The following is a 14195-nucleotide window of genomic DNA, read 5'->3' as shown; positions in this document are numbered from 1 at the left end:
CCAGATGTCGGGGCCGACAGCGTCGAGCTACGAGACGTCAATCACGGTGGTCAGCTACCTCCTTCTCCAGTATATCACACCGTTCATCGGCATCGGCATCATCCTCTATACGCTCGTCACAGACGATCTCCAGTTTCTCGTCGTCAGTTCGTTTATTACCATTCCGTTGATCGCCGCCCCACTCGCGTACTGGCTACTCGAGAAGCAATGGGGTCGGACCGTACGGCCGCTCGAGTTCGACCGACAGGCCGGCGACCGGCTCTCGGCATCGGGTGTCGAGGACCGACTGGTCCCGTTCAGGTTACCGGGCGCGGACGCGTTCGACGTGATCCGGCTTGGGAAGTGCTACGTGATCCTGTATTCGATCAGCGTCGTCGTTGCGGTCGTCGCCGAGACGCGGCCACTCGTCTATGTCATCGTTGCCTCCGCGATGGGGACGGTGATCCTCATCCAATCGTTGGCCGCTACAACGCGCACGCACCGGTGGCTCGTCCTCCTCGAGGCAGGGCTCTTCCTTGGCAATGTGATTCTCACAATGACGATGAAGTACCACTACTTCGTCGGTGGGACTGATCTCATTCTCCACGCTGAATGGGCGCACCACATTGTCGAGACAGGCCACTCGAGTGAGGTGATGGATGTGTACGAGCCGTACCCGCTCTGGCATTTCGTCATTGCGTTCGTACACATGGTGTTCGATGGCGTGCTCTCTACGCACCGAGTAATGGTACTGGTGAGTGGCCTGCTCTTTTGTCTCCTCCCGACGGCCGTGTACTGCATTGTTAAACGGATCATCCGCGACGATTCGATCTCGCTCCTCAGTGGCGTCTTCGTCAGTCTCAACCCGATCATTGTCTACTATGGCATGTATGCGACGCCACGGAGCATCGTCTCCGTTCTCTTTGCGGCCTTCCTATTCACCTGCCACGTCCGTCTCAAGTGGCGGTGGTTCGGGCTCTTGGCGGTTTTGACCACAGCACTCGTTCTGTTTCACCCCGCCTCCCCACCGTTTGTTCTGGCGGTGCTGTGTCTCTACGGCGTATTCATCTCCCTCTTTCACCAGTACGAGTTCGACTTTAACTGGAGTTTCATCGCGATTCTCGTCCTCATCACAGCATTTTATTGGATCTACATGACGCCGGGAGTGGTCGAAACATTTGTCGGCATTCTCGAGGACAGCATCAGCCCCGATGGCGACGTTGCGTCCTCGGCGACGGTCAGCGAGGAGTTCAGTCTGTCCACCGCTGCTGCCGACCTGTTCAACAACGGCGCGTACGCAGTGTTGCTCTTTCTTACGGTGTTCGGCGCGCTCGAGGGATTCCGGTCCGAACAAATTCGGTACTATCCGGTGTTGATAACCGCGCTCGTGTTGATTCCGCTGTCGGTTCCAGGCCTTTCGTTGCTCGTACCAGATCTGACCACGACGTTGAATTTCGACCGCTGGAGTCAGTACACATATATTTTCCTCGCATGTTCCAGCGCTGTTGGCTGTTACGCCATCATCGGTCGGTTGGGCTCGAAAGGAACGCTACTGGTACTCCTCGTCCTCCTGTTCACGATCCCGTTTTTTTCTGTTGGCAATATCTATGTTGTTGGTGACAACCCCATTGCGATGTCCGAAACCCATACGCCCTATCTGACAACCGAGGAGACAACGACCCTTGAGAACGTCGACGAGTTCAGCCCCAACTACGTGTTCGTTGATTACGTCTCCCATCGATACCTCTCGACCACCGTCGAGAATTCGTCAGCGCATATCCTCGAGGCTGATGACACGGGAACGCTGATACCTCGGGATGAGACAACCGAGAACGTGACCGGGACAGGCGACGTCTACCTGTTCAGGGTCGAAGAGTTGAATGAGCGCGGATTGAAAATATACTATCCACCGTCGAACGAGTTTGTACTGGAACCGACCTACCGAGACTCGCTCGGTAACTTCCGCGACGGTGACCAGACGGACGCAATCATTGAGCGAAACGACAAAGTATACGACTCTGGTTCGACAGTCGGCATCTATAGTCAGACTGGAGACGGAGCGTAATCGGACACATATACCTTTCACGACACAAAATGTGGAATGATAGTTACGTAGTAGTATATCCAAAGTGATGATTACTCAGCTATAGCGATTTTGAGTGTGAGAAAACCACACGCGATGTGGCCGTCCTCGATTATGCGGAGTTGGATAGATCGCGGTTCGAAGACAGCGCGTTACAGGTACCGACCACACAGTGACAGAGCGGAACTGGTTCGGCACTGGATCCCCTCCAACTCGGTGCACTATTTCAGTAGTGATTGCTGATATACTACGAAAAATATCATACAGCTCTACTGATCGTGTATCTGTCTCGTGCACGTTTCGTGTCGTTCGCAACTCACCCAGCCGGGTCTGTTGTGAACGTCTCGGTGGTACCGTGGGCTACTACTCACCAAACTTGGAGTGGGCCACGCTTTTTCCAATCTAGTTTCTATGATACCGTCTCCGATTAGCAACACAGCTGTTTGTACACCACAACCACAAATATTATAGCGTAGTGCCCTGTTACCCCGTCTCATGGGCAGTGATACAGCCAATGTGCCGGTACTTGTAGCGGGTGCTGGACCTGTCGGAATGACGACGGCACTCGCATTGCACGCACGCGGCATCGAAACGACGATTCTCGAGGCGGAGCCGGAAGACCGAGACCGCTCTGGGAGCCGCGCGATTTACGTCCACGGGACGACGCTCCGGACGCTCGAGCGGATCCATCCAGGACTCGGAACCGACCTCGTCGACGAAGGACTCGTCTGGCCAACCCGACGAACGTTGTACAAGGGGACGGAAGTGTTCAACCGAACGTATGACTCGCCGGGTGGGTCAGGCGACATTCCGCACTTTACCAGTGTCCCGCAGGTCACCACCGAACAATATATGCTCGATGCGCTTGCGGACGTTGGAATCGACATCCACTGGGAGTCCGAGGTCGTCACCGTTGACTCTTCGTCCAACGGTGTCCGCGTCGAAACCGCCGACGGGCAGGAGTGGGAAACCGAGTATGTCGTCGGTGCCGACGGCGGCGGCTCGACAGTTCGGAAGGAAATCGGTGCGAACTTCGAGGGCGATCAGTCCGAGAACGCCTTCCTCATCGCCGACGTTGTGGACGAAGCGATTGACGACGACCACCCGGACCTCGAGCGAGTGTTTCACTACGATGCGCCCGAGGCCGACGGCCGCAACGTGTTGCTCGTTCCCTTCACTGGCGGCTGGCGATTGGACATTCAGTGTCTCGAGGACGACGACCCCGAAGAACTCAGCAGCGACGAGCGGATGCGTGAATTCGTCTGCGATATCATGGGTGAGGAGTACGAGGATCAGTTGCAGTGGGTCTCCTCGTACTACTTCTTACAGGTAATGGCGGATTCGTTCATCGACGACCACCGACGTGTGCTGCTGGCCGGTGAAGCAGCGCACTTGCTGGCACCGTTTGGTGCTCGTGGGATGAACTCCGGTGTTGCAGACGCCGACGAGGCCGCGTCAGCGATTTCGGTGGCGCTCGACGCTCGACGGGACGCTGTTGCCCGCGACGAGATTGAGTTGTACGCTGCCCGACGCGAGACGGCCGCCGAGTATAATCTCGACGCCGCCGGACAGGCCCTCGAGTATCTCCAAGGTGAGGATCCGGTAACCGTTCTCCGGAAGGAAGTCGCCGCCTCATTGGCAGACCAGTTCGAGACTGCGGGTGAGTGGCTTGACGACGCTCCGTACGGGCCCCATGGGTCACCGCCAATCGTCTCGACTGGAAACTACTAGCGACTGGGCTTGACGCGGTCTTGTCGGTCGTGTTCGAACGCGGTCGAACTGCAGTTTTTCGGAGCACGATGGGAACTCGAAAATCTGTCTGAGACTGTGTCCTCTCTTACCGGGCGATGGGAAGACCCTGCAGTTTTATGATAGGTGTTCACGTACCGTGGTATATGTACGAGATACTGCTCGCGATAGATGACTCCAAATCGCGCGCCCGTTCCCAAGTCGAGGCAATCGTTGACATTCCGGTTGACTCCAGTTCGGTGCGAATACACGTGGTCCACGTCTTCACCGATAATCCGTCCGGCGCGACGATCCAGAAGCTGGGATCAGCGAAGACCGTCAAACGCGCCCTTTCCGACCACGGAATCGACTACCAACTCGAGGAGCGAAGCGGCGACCCAGCCACGGAGATCCGTGACTACGCGGTGACACACGACGTCGATCTCATCTGTTTGGCCGGCCGGAAACGATCTCCTGCTGGGAAGGCACTGTTCGGGAGCGTCACGCAAGATGTGATCCTCAATACGGAGCGCCCCGTCCTCGTCGCGAATGAAGGGGACGCGCCGGACGAGTAGCGAGTGCGCCTTTGGCGGTCAACTCACGCTCGTGTGTCCCTCACGTTCCGTATCGGTACTTTATCGTGATCGAGTCAACCATTCCTTCAAGTTTTTGCAGGAGTTCGTGCTGGTACGTTTCGTCTTTGATGCGTCCGGTCGGACAGACCACGCCGGCCGAGCCCTTGAGCTGACCGTTGATACTGATCGGCGCGCCGATCAGTCCCATTCCTTTGACCTGCTGGTCCCAGTCAACTGCGTATCCTTGCTCTCGGACTGTTTCCAGTTCCGCACGGAGCGTCTCCTCGTCGGTGATTGTCTCCTCGGTCCGTCGCTCGAGTCCCTCGTCGATGATTTCGTCGGTCCGATCAGATGAGAGGTGTGCGAGGATGACCTTCCCTGTCGCGTTCGAGTGTAGCGGGGTGATCATTCCCGAGTAGATGCCAAGCTCGAGTGAGCGATTTCCTGACTCGATGTGGAGGATAACTGAGCGGCCGTTCTCCTCGATCACGAGCGTCACGAGTTCGCCTGTTTCCATCGCAAGCTCTTGGAGATTCGCTTCTGCGGCCTGAAAGAGGCTATTTCGGTGTTTAATCCGCGAGCCTGTGGTCAGAAAACGGTGACTGAGCTGGTACTCGCCACCGTCGTTAACGACGTAGCCGGTCTCTCGCAGCGTCCGCAAATAGACGTGGGCCGTGCTCTTCGGAACGTCCATCTGTGCCGCAACCTCTGAGGGGCCCGCCCCGTTGACCTCCCAGAGTACGTTCAGTACGTCGAACGCACGCAACACCGAATTCATCGGGGGTGTGCCGTCGGTCATGGACGAACCATCATTGTCGACAGTGATAAACCGTCCGATACTGTTAGACGCAATTTCTAATTCTGCACACAGAACCAGTCGGTATTTGCTCTGTCTATGATAGTTAGACGCCTATTGCCTGCCAGATACGCGTGTCTCCGGAAAATTATTACGAACGTACTGGTGTAATTCTCTCGGCGACCAATACGAACCTAACTAGTGCGCCTCCAAATCAACGGGGATCGTGTGGCCAAGAATAGTAGACGGACTTCACGATAGACAATTATAGACTGCTGCCCCAGGGATCACCGTAAATGAACCAAGCTGATACACACGCCTATAGTAGCCACTGTAAGTCACTGTACACCTGTCAAACAGCTACTGTGCGATCAGGTGTAACCAGTTGCAGTTGTCACTATAATTGCGTACTTGCAACACGCGAGGGCCCCATCCTCACCGGTCAGCACAGAGAGAGTGCGCCACCAAACGAATAGTTCGAAAATCAACGTGTCTACTAGTAATAGACGAATACGAACATCATCGGTTCTGCCACTCAAAACAGTAATCTGCAAAATTGATGCCAGTTCCGGCTCGCTTAGCCCCCGATATAGGATTCGACGAACTCGTCGGATTGGAGCGACTCGGTCGCTCCAGAGCGACGGACCGCACCGTTCTCGAGGAGGTAAAGCCGGTCGGCGTGTTCGAGCGCGAACGTGATGTTCTGCTCGCAGAGCAACACCGTCACGTCAAGTTCGGTGATGGCAGTCAGCGCTTCGCTGATGTCCTCGAGGACGACTGGAGCGAGCCCGATAGACGGTTCGTCCAAAATCAAGAAATCAGGATCGCTCATCAGCCCTCTCCCAAGTGAGAGCATCTGCTGTTCGCCGCCACTCAGGCTTTCGGCTTCCTGAGATCGGCGTTCCTCTAAGCGCGGAAAGAGCTCGAAGACTTCTGCGAGACGCTCATCCTCGCCGCCATTGTTCAGGTACGAGCCGAGTCGGAGGTTCTGTTCGACGCTCATCTGGCCAAACAGGTCTCGGCGCTCGGTGCAGTAGAACAGGCCGTTTTCGACGAGCGTTTGCGTCGACGACCCGGCAATCTCCTGGCCGCGATAGGTGATCGAGCCCTCGTAGTCGAGAAAGCCGCTGATCGCATCGACGAGCGTCGACTTGCCGGCACCGTTTGGACCGATCACACCGATGGTCTCGCCCGATTTGACGTCGATGTCGATACCCTTGAGTGCCGTCACCTTGCCGTACGAAACCGTGAGGTCCGACACCGAAAGCAGTGAGTCAGTCATCTACAACTCACCTCCGAGGTACGCCTCCTGAACGGTCGGATCGTTTCGGATCTCTGCCGGTGTCCCCGCAGCAATCTTCTCGCCGAACGAGATGACGATGACGCGGTCGACGAGTTCGAGCAGGCCGTGCATGTTGTGATCGATTACGACCAGCGTCATGCCATCGTCACGAAGCGAGGTGAACAGGTCGGCGGTGCGTTCGATCTCCTCCGTCGTGAGCCCGGCAAACGGCTCATCGACCAGCAGTAGGTCCGGTTCCGTCCCAAGCGCGCGCCCGATCTCGAGTCGGAGCAGTCCCGCGTGAGGGAGTTCATCGGGCATCTGGGACGTGACGTCACCAAGGCCGACCCGTTCGCAGATTTCCCGTGTCTGTTCTTCAGTATCGGCGCGAAAGTCCGAACGCGAGAACAGCGAGTCGGGAACCTGTGAGAGCGCGACGTTCTCGAGGACGGTTCTATCGTTCAGCGGTCGGAACGTCTGGTACGTCCGTGCGATCCCCGCTTTGACGAGTTCGTGTTGTGGCCGTCCGGTTACGTCCTCGCCGCGATAGTAGATTGTTCCGTCTGTTGGTGCCATCGTCCCTGAGACGCAGTCGAACGTGGTCGATTTGCCAGCGCCGTTCGGACCGATGAATCCGAGGATTTCCCCCTCACGAACGGCAAACGAGAGGTTATCTACCGCAGTGACGTTCCCGAACTGTTTCGTGACGTCCTCGAGTCGGAGAACGTCGTCCGTCTGTCCCTCGTCGCCGGTCGACTGTGTTGAATGAGTACTCATTAGTACGTGTGTCAAGAGGTTGGCTCAGTTTGGTCGGTTCGTCGTTCGGCGAGTTCGTGGCTCAGGTCCTCGAGCCATGGAAGGATCCCCTTCGGCAGGAAGAACAGAATCAGCAGTGCGAGGCTGAAAAACAGGACCATCGAGATATGTCCGACCGTGACGTCAAGCAGCGGAATCGTCAGACTGCTGGTCTGGAGTGCGTCTCGGACGAAGTAGTAGGCGATGCCCGCCACTGCGGGGCCGGTGATCGTCCCCATTCCACCGAGGATGCTGACGATAACGACTTCGATACTGACGACGATATAGAGCAGTTCACCGACGCTAGGCTCGCCGACGGGTGTGTGGACGAACGCGGCTCCAGCGAGTCCACCGATGGTGCCACTCATCGTAAACGCGAACACCTTGAACTTCGCAACGTTGATCCCGGAGGATCGGACCGCGTCCTCATCCTCGCGGATCGCTGTGAAGATCGAGCCGATATACGAGCGTGTGAACACGTAGAAGAGCGCGTAGATGGCCAGAAACAGGAAGAGCGCGACATAGTAGTAGACGACCGTCTGGTGTTCAAACGACGTCTCGAACCCAATCGTCGAGAGGACAGCGATGGTATCGTCGACTGGAATCAGTCCCGCCGGACTCGGGAGCCCGGCATCACCACCGAGGGTACCAGGGAAGATATTAACGATTTGAACGAGCACGATTGGCGCGATCAACGTAATAAGCCCCAGATACGGCCCCTTGAGGCGAAGCGCCGGGTAGCCGACGATGATCCCCGCGATCCCAGCTGCGATTGTTCCGATCAAAATCCCCAGTAGCGGACTGATGCCGAGTTCGAGGTTGAGGACTGCCGCAGTATAGCCGCCGATCCCAAAGAACATGCTGTGACCGAAACTCAGCTGTCCCGTGTACCCGGAGACGTAGTCCCAACTCATCGCGAACATGCCAAGAAACAACGCTGCGGTGAGCTGTCTGAGTGTGAGTATCGGCATGAGCAGGGGCGCTGAAAGCAACCCAATGACGCATGCGATGCCGACGAGATATCGTGGTTCGAGGTCTACCCGTGTCATGTAATCACTTGCCTTCTACCGTATACGTCCAAACCCACCTCCATATATTTTTCTCCCGGTCTACGCACACGGTGCATCTGTATTAGTAACAGCCGAAGCGTCGGGTTCCATACCAGTGCCCCTCCTAAAATCTACTGTGAGAGACCATCTAAAGCGGCTGTATACCATTTGAACTGAGATATCGCAATCACTGTCAGCGGATTACTGGCAATTGATCATCAATAATTTTATCTGCTATTAGAAATACTCACTTCATATGCGTGGTAATCGCGTGCACAGCACCGATAGTGTAAGACGAATGAGTAGACGGCAGTTTGTCGGACTCGCGGGGGCGGGTGCGACCGTCTCGCTCGCGGGGTGTATTGGGGGATCAGACAACGGCGGCAGTGACAGTATCACAATCGGCCTCTTGGCATTCGAGCCGGGCAGCGCACCACAGGGGACCGCGCAGGAGCAGGCTGCTGAACTGGCTGTTTCCGACCTCAACGACGATGGCGGCATCCTCGGCGAGGATGTCGAATTGCTCGTCTCGAACACACAAGGGTCGGCCTCGACTGCCAGTGATCGCTATCTGGAGTTCGTCACCGACGACAACGTCGACATCACTGCTGGCGTGTTCCAGACGGAGGTGATGACCGGTCTCATGTCCGATATCGCCGACCACCAAACGATTCACATGAGCGGCGGTCACACCTCACCGACAATTGCTGAAATGCTCGCAGACGACTACGAGCAGTACAAGTATCAGTTCCGCCCGTACGGGAACGCCACCCACTGGATCGAATCGATCACAGACCTCGCTGGACACATGCAAGACGAAGAGGACTGGGAACGAATCGCCATCCTCGCCGAGGAATACGAGTGGACGCAGTCATTCTCGAACGACCTTCCTGATATGATCGAGGACGCTGGCCTCGAGGTCGTGTACAACCAACGATATCCATCCGATACGGAGAACTTCACGCCGCTGTTCGACAACATCGAGAGCGAGGACGCAGACGCCGTCGTCATGGCACAGGCTCACACTGCCGGGCCGGCGATGATCCAGTGGCGAGAAGAGGAACGTGAGTTCGCGATGTGCGGCCAGATTTCACAGATCATCGACCCGGGGTCCTACGAGTCGTTCGATGGGGATAACGAGTTTGCGATTAGTAATGCGCCCGCGGTTCACACTGCTGACCTCACCGATCAGACAGCTGACTTCGCGGAACGATACAACGACGAGTTCGATGTCTACCCGAACGACGCCTTCTCGTACGCGACGTACGACGGCCTCATGATGTGGGCCGAAGTCGTCGAACAGGAGGACACGACGGATGCTGAGGACATCGTTCCGGCACTGGCTGAGGCGTCCTATGAGGGCACACGCGGTGTAATCGAGTTCAACGACCAAGACCACGAGTTCCCACACGACGCACGGTTTGGCGAGGGCTACCTCCAGCGAATCAACTTCCAGTGGCAAGAACAGGATGGAGAGGGCATCCAGGAAGTCATCCATCCCGACGGGTTGGCCACTGCGGACTACCAAGAGCCGCCGTGGTTCTAATATATGGTTGACATCGTTAGCATCGGTGCGAATACGATCGTCCTCGGATCGTTGTACGCCCTTATCGCGATGGGGTTCACGCTCATCTTCGGCGTCGCCGGTCAGGCAAACCTGGCACACGGCGGGACGATCACGATTGGAGCGTTTACCGCCTGGTACGTCGCCGGTCTCGGCGGCGGTGTCTGGGTTGGACTAGCGGCGGCGACCGTCACGGGAGCGCTCTTCCACGTCGTCTTGTACCGGGTGTTCGTCCGACACATCGATAATCCGGTGAACGTGTTGATCCTCACGCTGTTGGCGTGGTTCGTCGTCGAATACAGCTTCCTCGCGATTATCGGCTCCGAACCGAGATCGGTTCCATCGTTACTGGGCGGTACGACGTCAATCGCCGGCGTCTCGTTCCTGTACAACAACCTGTTGATATTCGTCCTCTCGTGGGTGTTCATCGGCGCCCTCTTCGGCTTCGTCAACTACACGAAGACCGGCCAAGCGATTATCGCCACCAGCATGAACGAGCGGGGTGCCGCGCTAGTCGGGATCAAGACCGACAACATCACACTCCTGACGTGGGCGCTGGCCGGCGTCCTCGCCGGCTCCGCCGGTGTGCTCTACGGATCGTTCCGGGCCGCGTCGTGGGATATGGGGATGACGCCGCTCGTTCTGGCGTTCGCTATCGTCATCCTCGGTGGTATCGGCTCGATCCGCGGGAGCGTCATCGCCGCGTACATCATCGGCTTCCTCGAGGTGTTTACCATCTCCGCCGTTTCGCCGCGACTCAGCGGGATGACGGCGCTACTGGTGATCATCATTGTGTTGCTGGTCAAACCAACGGGACTCTACGGTCGCGAGCTACCCGGTTGAGAGCGGTCACCGTTTTTGCTTTGATTTAGGTGACAGACGAGAACCAGTCGTCAGCAGTGTTTCGCGGACGATGACGGGGCATCGACCATTTCGCCGAATACTCCTCCCCGATTCTCTGTCGCTGATTCTGAGACTGTCCTCAAGGAATATGTGTAAGAGGAACATCGAACATATGTGAAGACGATGACCAATATCGATGAGAGGAACGGAACCTCTCGGAGAGCAGTTCTTCGAGGGCTCGGTATCGCCGGAGCAAGTATTGTCCTGTCAACGGGTAGTGCAGCGAGCCAACCGGCTACTCCTGCGAGAGAGGTTGAACGTTATCAGAACCTCACGTACGTCGAACGGCCGGCGGTCGATCACCAGAGCCACAGCGAGGGCGAACTTCGACTTGATCTGTACCTCCCAGAACAACGAACTCCCCATCCAGTTCCCGTAATCGTGTACATGCACGGCGGGATGTGGATGTTCGGAACGAAGGACGGAGAACAACAGCTGTTCGAACAGTTTGCGAAAGCAGGGTTTGCCGTTGCCAGCATCGAGTACCGTTTCATCTCGGAAGCGATCTTCCCAGCACAGATTCACGACGTCAACGCCGCAATTCAGTGGCTGCGAGCCCACGCTGACGAATACGGCCTCGATCCGACTGCCATCGGAACCTGGGGCGCGTCTGCTGGAGGTCACCTCGCTGCACTGGCCGGCGTCACGAACGACGTCGAAGAATTTGCAGGCGACGGACCGTACGCCGAGTACTCGAGCGATGTCCAAGCCGCGGCGTCGTGGTATGGGATCATGGCCCTCCACAAGATGGTCGAAACTGCGCCGCCGGAAAGTGACATGCCCTACGAAGAAGCGGACTCGCCCGAGTCGCAACTCGTCGGCGAAACGATTGCAGACAATCCGGACGCCGGGAAATACGCCAGTCCCATTGAGTACCTCGATTCGGACGACCCACCGCTCTTGCTCTACCACGGCACTGGGGACGAGCTTGTTGGAGACGGACAGAGCGAACGCATGTTCGAGGCGGCTCGCGAGCGCTGTCACGAGACGACGTACTACGCACTCGAGTCACTCGGCCACTCGTCTGACGAATTCTACTCGGAACTCACCAGCAAGCCACCCGCAACGGCGACCGTCAGGACTGTTCACGGCGGCTGCTCCACTGGTGGCCCACGCGAACGAACGAAAACGGGACCGCTCGCGTCCCTCTCCGATATGGAGCGATTCTTCCGGCGAAACCTGCGATAGAACGAGGGCGCGTTCCACGAGTCAGCGGTGACGCAGTCGTCGACGACGCTGGGTGCACGAGGAACCGGAACCGAATTGAGATGGAGAGTGAAAGGGGTCGATCAGCCACCTATTCACACTACTGGTCGACTGGCAACCTTCCGTGCTCCGACTCGAACTCGTCGCGCAGCACCTTCTTGTCGAACTTGCCGGTCGTCGTCTTCGGAATCGACTCGATGAAGACAATTTGGTCCGGCAGCCACCACTTCGGGAACCGCTCTAAGAGGTGTTCTTTCAGTTCGTCCTCGGTGACGTCCTCACGCTGGACGACGTAGGCGACTGGCCGCTCGTCCCACTTTTCGTGTTCGATGTTGATCACTGTCGCCTCTTCAACGGCGTCGTGAGCCATCAATTCGTTCTCGAGTTCCAGCGAGGAAATCCACTCGCCGCCGCTCTTGATGACGTCGTCGAGCCGGTCGACGACCTCGAGGTAGCCGTAGCCGTCGATCACGCCGACATCGCCAGTCTTGAACCACCCGTCGTCGGTAAACGCCTGTTTGGTCGCATCGGGCCGGGCGTAGTATTCGTCGATGAGCCACGGCGACCGCGCTTGGATCTCGCCGGTCGACTCACCATCGTGCGGGACTGCCTTGCCGTCCGGGTCCCGGAGCCGGATCTGGACGCCGGGTGCGGGGAGACCGGGTTTCATCTGCTGTTGGTAGCGCTCGCTTTCGGACAGTTCCTGCACTTCAGAGGTGGTCATCGTGTTGACGAGGTGGGGCGCGGCCTCGGTCATGCCGTACCCCTGCTGGATCGGCGCGCCGATTTCCTTGTCAAATTTCTCCATGAGCCACTCCGGCGGCGACGTGCCGCCGATGAGGACTCGCTCTAAGCTCTCGAGTTCGACATCGTCGCGCTCGTCGTAGAACTCGGCCATCTCGAGCCAGACCGTCGTCACCGCAGCAGTAACGGTCACGTTCTCCCGGTCGATGAGTTCGGCGATTTCTTCGGCACCGGTCTTTGGCCCCGGCAAGACGAGTTTCGAACCGCACATCGTCGCGGTGTAGGGCAACCCCCAGGCGTTGACGTGGTACATCGGGACAACGGGCATCACGGTATCGTTCTCGCTGATCCCAAAGACATCGACGTGACTGTGGGTGACGGTGTGGAGGTAGAGATCCCGGTGGGAGTACGACGCCCCCTTCGGAAGCCCGGTCGTGCCGGACGTATAGCAGATGCCGGCCTCCCGGTCCTCGTCGAGCGTTGGCCAATCGTACTCGGTGTCCTGGCCCTCGAGTAGGTCCTCGTAGGCGATAACCGGCTCGAGACTGGTTGCTGGGACATCGTCGTCGAGGATCACGTACTGCTCGACGGTTTCGAACTGGTCGGCGACGTTCTCGATGGTGTCGACGAACGCGGGGTCGACGAAGACGATCTCGTCCTCGGCCTCGTTGACGATCTCGACGAGGTGTTCGTCGGGGAGCATGTGGTTGGTCATGTGGATGCTCCGTCCGCTACAGGCGAGCCCGAAGTACAGTTCGAAGTGGCGGTGGTGGTTGATCGCCATCACCGACAGACGTGAACCTGGATCAACGCCGAGGTCGTCTAGCGCGTTGGCAAGTTGGCTGATCCGGTTGTATGCGTCGTCGTACGTATACCGGTGGGTCGTTCCGTCGGGCTCTTCCGAGACGATTTCCTTGTGGCCGAACAGGTTCGTGGCCCGTTCGAGCATGATCTGTAGCGTGAGTTCGTACGCTTTCATTCGTGTTCACCGTTGTTCGTGTCTTGGGGTGTGAATCGGTAGAATACTCGTTCCTGATCGGTCGGTCCGTCAATCTCGACGATCTTCAGTTCGACCGAATCGCCGATCTCGAGGTCGGCGTAGGAGGCGTCGTCGATCCGAGCCGACAGTTTCACCGGGCCAAGGTCGACGACGCCGACGACGAACGGGACATCGTGTTCGCTCAGCCCCATCGGGAGGCCACCTCGGACCTCAGAGAAGGTAAATAGCTCTCCCTCATGAGGCAGGTCGACGTACTCGAGGTTGTCTCCCGTACACTCCGGGCAGACGATCCGTGGTGGGTAGTGAATCGCCTCGCAGTCGCGACATTCCGTCGTCGTCAACCGTCCATCACGGAGATTGTCGTAAAACTCGTGAATCTTCGTCTGGTCTGCGGTCTGTAGCTCGTAGAAATCGAGGAGTCGTGGGAGTTCGATCTCCTCGGGGATCGAGACGCGATCACGCGTTCCCCTGTCGCCGTCTGAATCGGTCAT

At 57.6% G+C, this 14195-nt stretch carries 12 protein-coding genes; 6 read left to right on the top strand and 6 right to left on the bottom strand.

What is annotated here, in order from left to right; all coding sequences use genetic code 11:
• The first annotated feature begins 4 nt into the window (after positions 1 to 4).
• From B2G88_RS06505 to B2G88_RS06495, 3 genes are all read left to right on the top strand, one after another.
• Complete coding sequence (locus B2G88_RS06505) at positions 5 to 2044, top strand: hypothetical protein (protein WP_087714332.1); 2040 nt, start codon at positions 5 to 7, stop codon at positions 2042 to 2044.
• 513 nt (positions 2045 to 2557) lie between these two features.
• Positions 2558 to 3793, top strand: a complete 1236-nt coding sequence (locus B2G88_RS06500; protein ID WP_087714331.1) for an FAD-dependent monooxygenase — start codon at positions 2558 to 2560, stop codon at positions 3791 to 3793.
• Between the two features lie 164 nt (positions 3794 to 3957).
• Positions 3958 to 4365: a universal stress protein gene (locus B2G88_RS06495; protein ID WP_054862516.1), complete on the top strand. Its 408-nt coding sequence runs from the start codon at positions 3958 to 3960 to the stop codon at positions 4363 to 4365.
• Between the two features lie 40 nt (positions 4366 to 4405).
• Here the strand turns inward: B2G88_RS06495 and B2G88_RS06490 are convergent, their stop codons facing one another.
• The 4 genes from B2G88_RS06490 to B2G88_RS06475 form a co-directional block, all read right to left on the bottom strand.
• Positions 4406 to 5164, bottom strand: a complete 759-nt coding sequence (locus tag B2G88_RS06490; protein ID WP_054862515.1) for an IclR family transcriptional regulator — start codon at positions 5162 to 5164, stop codon at positions 4406 to 4408.
• 574 nt (positions 5165 to 5738) lie between these two features.
• Complete coding sequence (locus B2G88_RS06485) at positions 5739 to 6443, bottom strand: ABC transporter ATP-binding protein (RefSeq protein ID WP_054862514.1); 705 nt, start codon at positions 6441 to 6443, stop codon at positions 5739 to 5741.
• A complete protein-coding gene (locus B2G88_RS06480) occupies positions 6444 to 7220 on the bottom strand; it encodes an ABC transporter ATP-binding protein (RefSeq protein WP_087714330.1) in 777 nt (258 codons plus the stop codon). It lies immediately after the preceding gene.
• Positions 7221 to 7231: 11 nt separating this feature from the next.
• Complete coding sequence (locus tag B2G88_RS06475; protein WP_087714329.1) at positions 7232 to 8287, bottom strand: branched-chain amino acid ABC transporter permease; 1056 nt, start codon at positions 8285 to 8287, stop codon at positions 7232 to 7234.
• Between the two features lie 298 nt (positions 8288 to 8585).
• On the opposite strand from B2G88_RS06475, the gene B2G88_RS06470 reads away from it, so the two are divergent.
• The 3 genes from B2G88_RS06470 to B2G88_RS06460 all read left to right on the top strand — a co-directional run bounded on the left by B2G88_RS06470 (position 8586) and on the right by B2G88_RS06460 (position 11942).
• On the top strand, positions 8586 to 9833 hold the full coding sequence (locus tag B2G88_RS06470) for an ABC transporter substrate-binding protein (RefSeq protein WP_176393190.1): 1248 nt from the start codon (positions 8586 to 8588) through the stop codon (positions 9831 to 9833).
• Positions 9834 to 9836: 3 nt separating this feature from the next.
• Positions 9837 to 10694 (top strand): branched-chain amino acid ABC transporter permease, encoded by an 858-nt coding sequence (locus B2G88_RS06465; RefSeq protein ID WP_054862510.1) that lies wholly within the window; start codon positions 9837 to 9839, stop codon positions 10692 to 10694.
• 183 nt (positions 10695 to 10877) lie between these two features.
• Positions 10878 to 11942, top strand: coding sequence for an alpha/beta hydrolase (locus B2G88_RS06460; RefSeq protein ID WP_054862509.1), 1065 nt, complete (start codon positions 10878 to 10880; stop codon positions 11940 to 11942).
• A 118-nt stretch (positions 11943 to 12060) separates the two neighbouring features.
• Here the strand turns inward: B2G88_RS06460 and B2G88_RS06455 are convergent, their stop codons facing one another.
• Together B2G88_RS06455 and B2G88_RS06450 are read right to left on the bottom strand one after the other, a co-directional pair.
• Positions 12061 to 13683, bottom strand: a complete 1623-nt coding sequence (locus tag B2G88_RS06455) for a long-chain fatty acid--CoA ligase (RefSeq protein ID WP_054862508.1) — start codon at positions 13681 to 13683, stop codon at positions 12061 to 12063.
• Positions 13680 to 14195: a Zn-ribbon domain-containing OB-fold protein gene (locus B2G88_RS06450; RefSeq protein ID WP_054862535.1), complete on the bottom strand. Its 516-nt coding sequence runs from the start codon at positions 14193 to 14195 to the stop codon at positions 13680 to 13682. The genes B2G88_RS06455 and B2G88_RS06450 overlap by 4 nt, the downstream gene beginning before the upstream one ends.

The organism is Natronolimnobius baerhuensis (genome assembly GCF_002177135.1).
Classification (GTDB): domain Archaea; phylum Halobacteriota; class Halobacteria; order Halobacteriales; family Natrialbaceae; genus Natronolimnobius; species Natronolimnobius baerhuensis.
This window is presented reverse-complemented; position numbering and strand designations above follow the sequence as displayed.

Bases quoted from the DNA above. Each gene is read 5' to 3' on its own strand.
- B2G88_RS06460 (WP_054862509.1), top strand. From the start codon at position 10,878: ATGACCAATATCGATGAGAGGAACGGAACCTCTCGGAGAGCAGTTCTT.
- B2G88_RS06465 (WP_054862510.1), top strand. From the start codon at position 9,837: ATGGTTGACATCGTTAGCATCGGTGCGAATACGATCGTCCTCGGATCG.
- B2G88_RS06490 (WP_054862515.1), bottom strand. From the start codon at position 5,164: ATGACCGACGGCACACCCCCGATGAATTCGGTGTTGCGTGCGTTCGAC.
- B2G88_RS06480 (WP_087714330.1), bottom strand. From the start codon at position 7,220: ATGAGTACTCATTCAACACAGTCGACCGGCGACGAGGGACAGACGGAC.
- B2G88_RS06450 (WP_054862535.1), bottom strand. From the start codon at position 14,195: ATGACCGATTCAGACGGCGACAGGGGAACGCGTGATCGCGTCTCGATC.
- B2G88_RS06500 (WP_087714331.1), top strand. From the start codon at position 2,558: ATGGGCAGTGATACAGCCAATGTGCCGGTACTTGTAGCGGGTGCTGGA.
- B2G88_RS06475 (WP_087714329.1), bottom strand. From the start codon at position 8,287: ATGACACGGGTAGACCTCGAACCACGATATCTCGTCGGCATCGCATGC.
- B2G88_RS06505 (WP_087714332.1), top strand. From the start codon at position 5: ATGTCGGGGCCGACAGCGTCGAGCTACGAGACGTCAATCACGGTGGTC.
- B2G88_RS06470 (WP_176393190.1), top strand. From the start codon at position 8,586: ATGAGTAGACGGCAGTTTGTCGGACTCGCGGGGGCGGGTGCGACCGTC.
- B2G88_RS06495 (WP_054862516.1), top strand. From the start codon at position 3,958: ATGTACGAGATACTGCTCGCGATAGATGACTCCAAATCGCGCGCCCGT.
- B2G88_RS06485 (WP_054862514.1), bottom strand. From the start codon at position 6,443: ATGACTGACTCACTGCTTTCGGTGTCGGACCTCACGGTTTCGTACGGC.
- B2G88_RS06455 (WP_054862508.1), bottom strand. From the start codon at position 13,683: ATGAAAGCGTACGAACTCACGCTACAGATCATGCTCGAACGGGCCACG.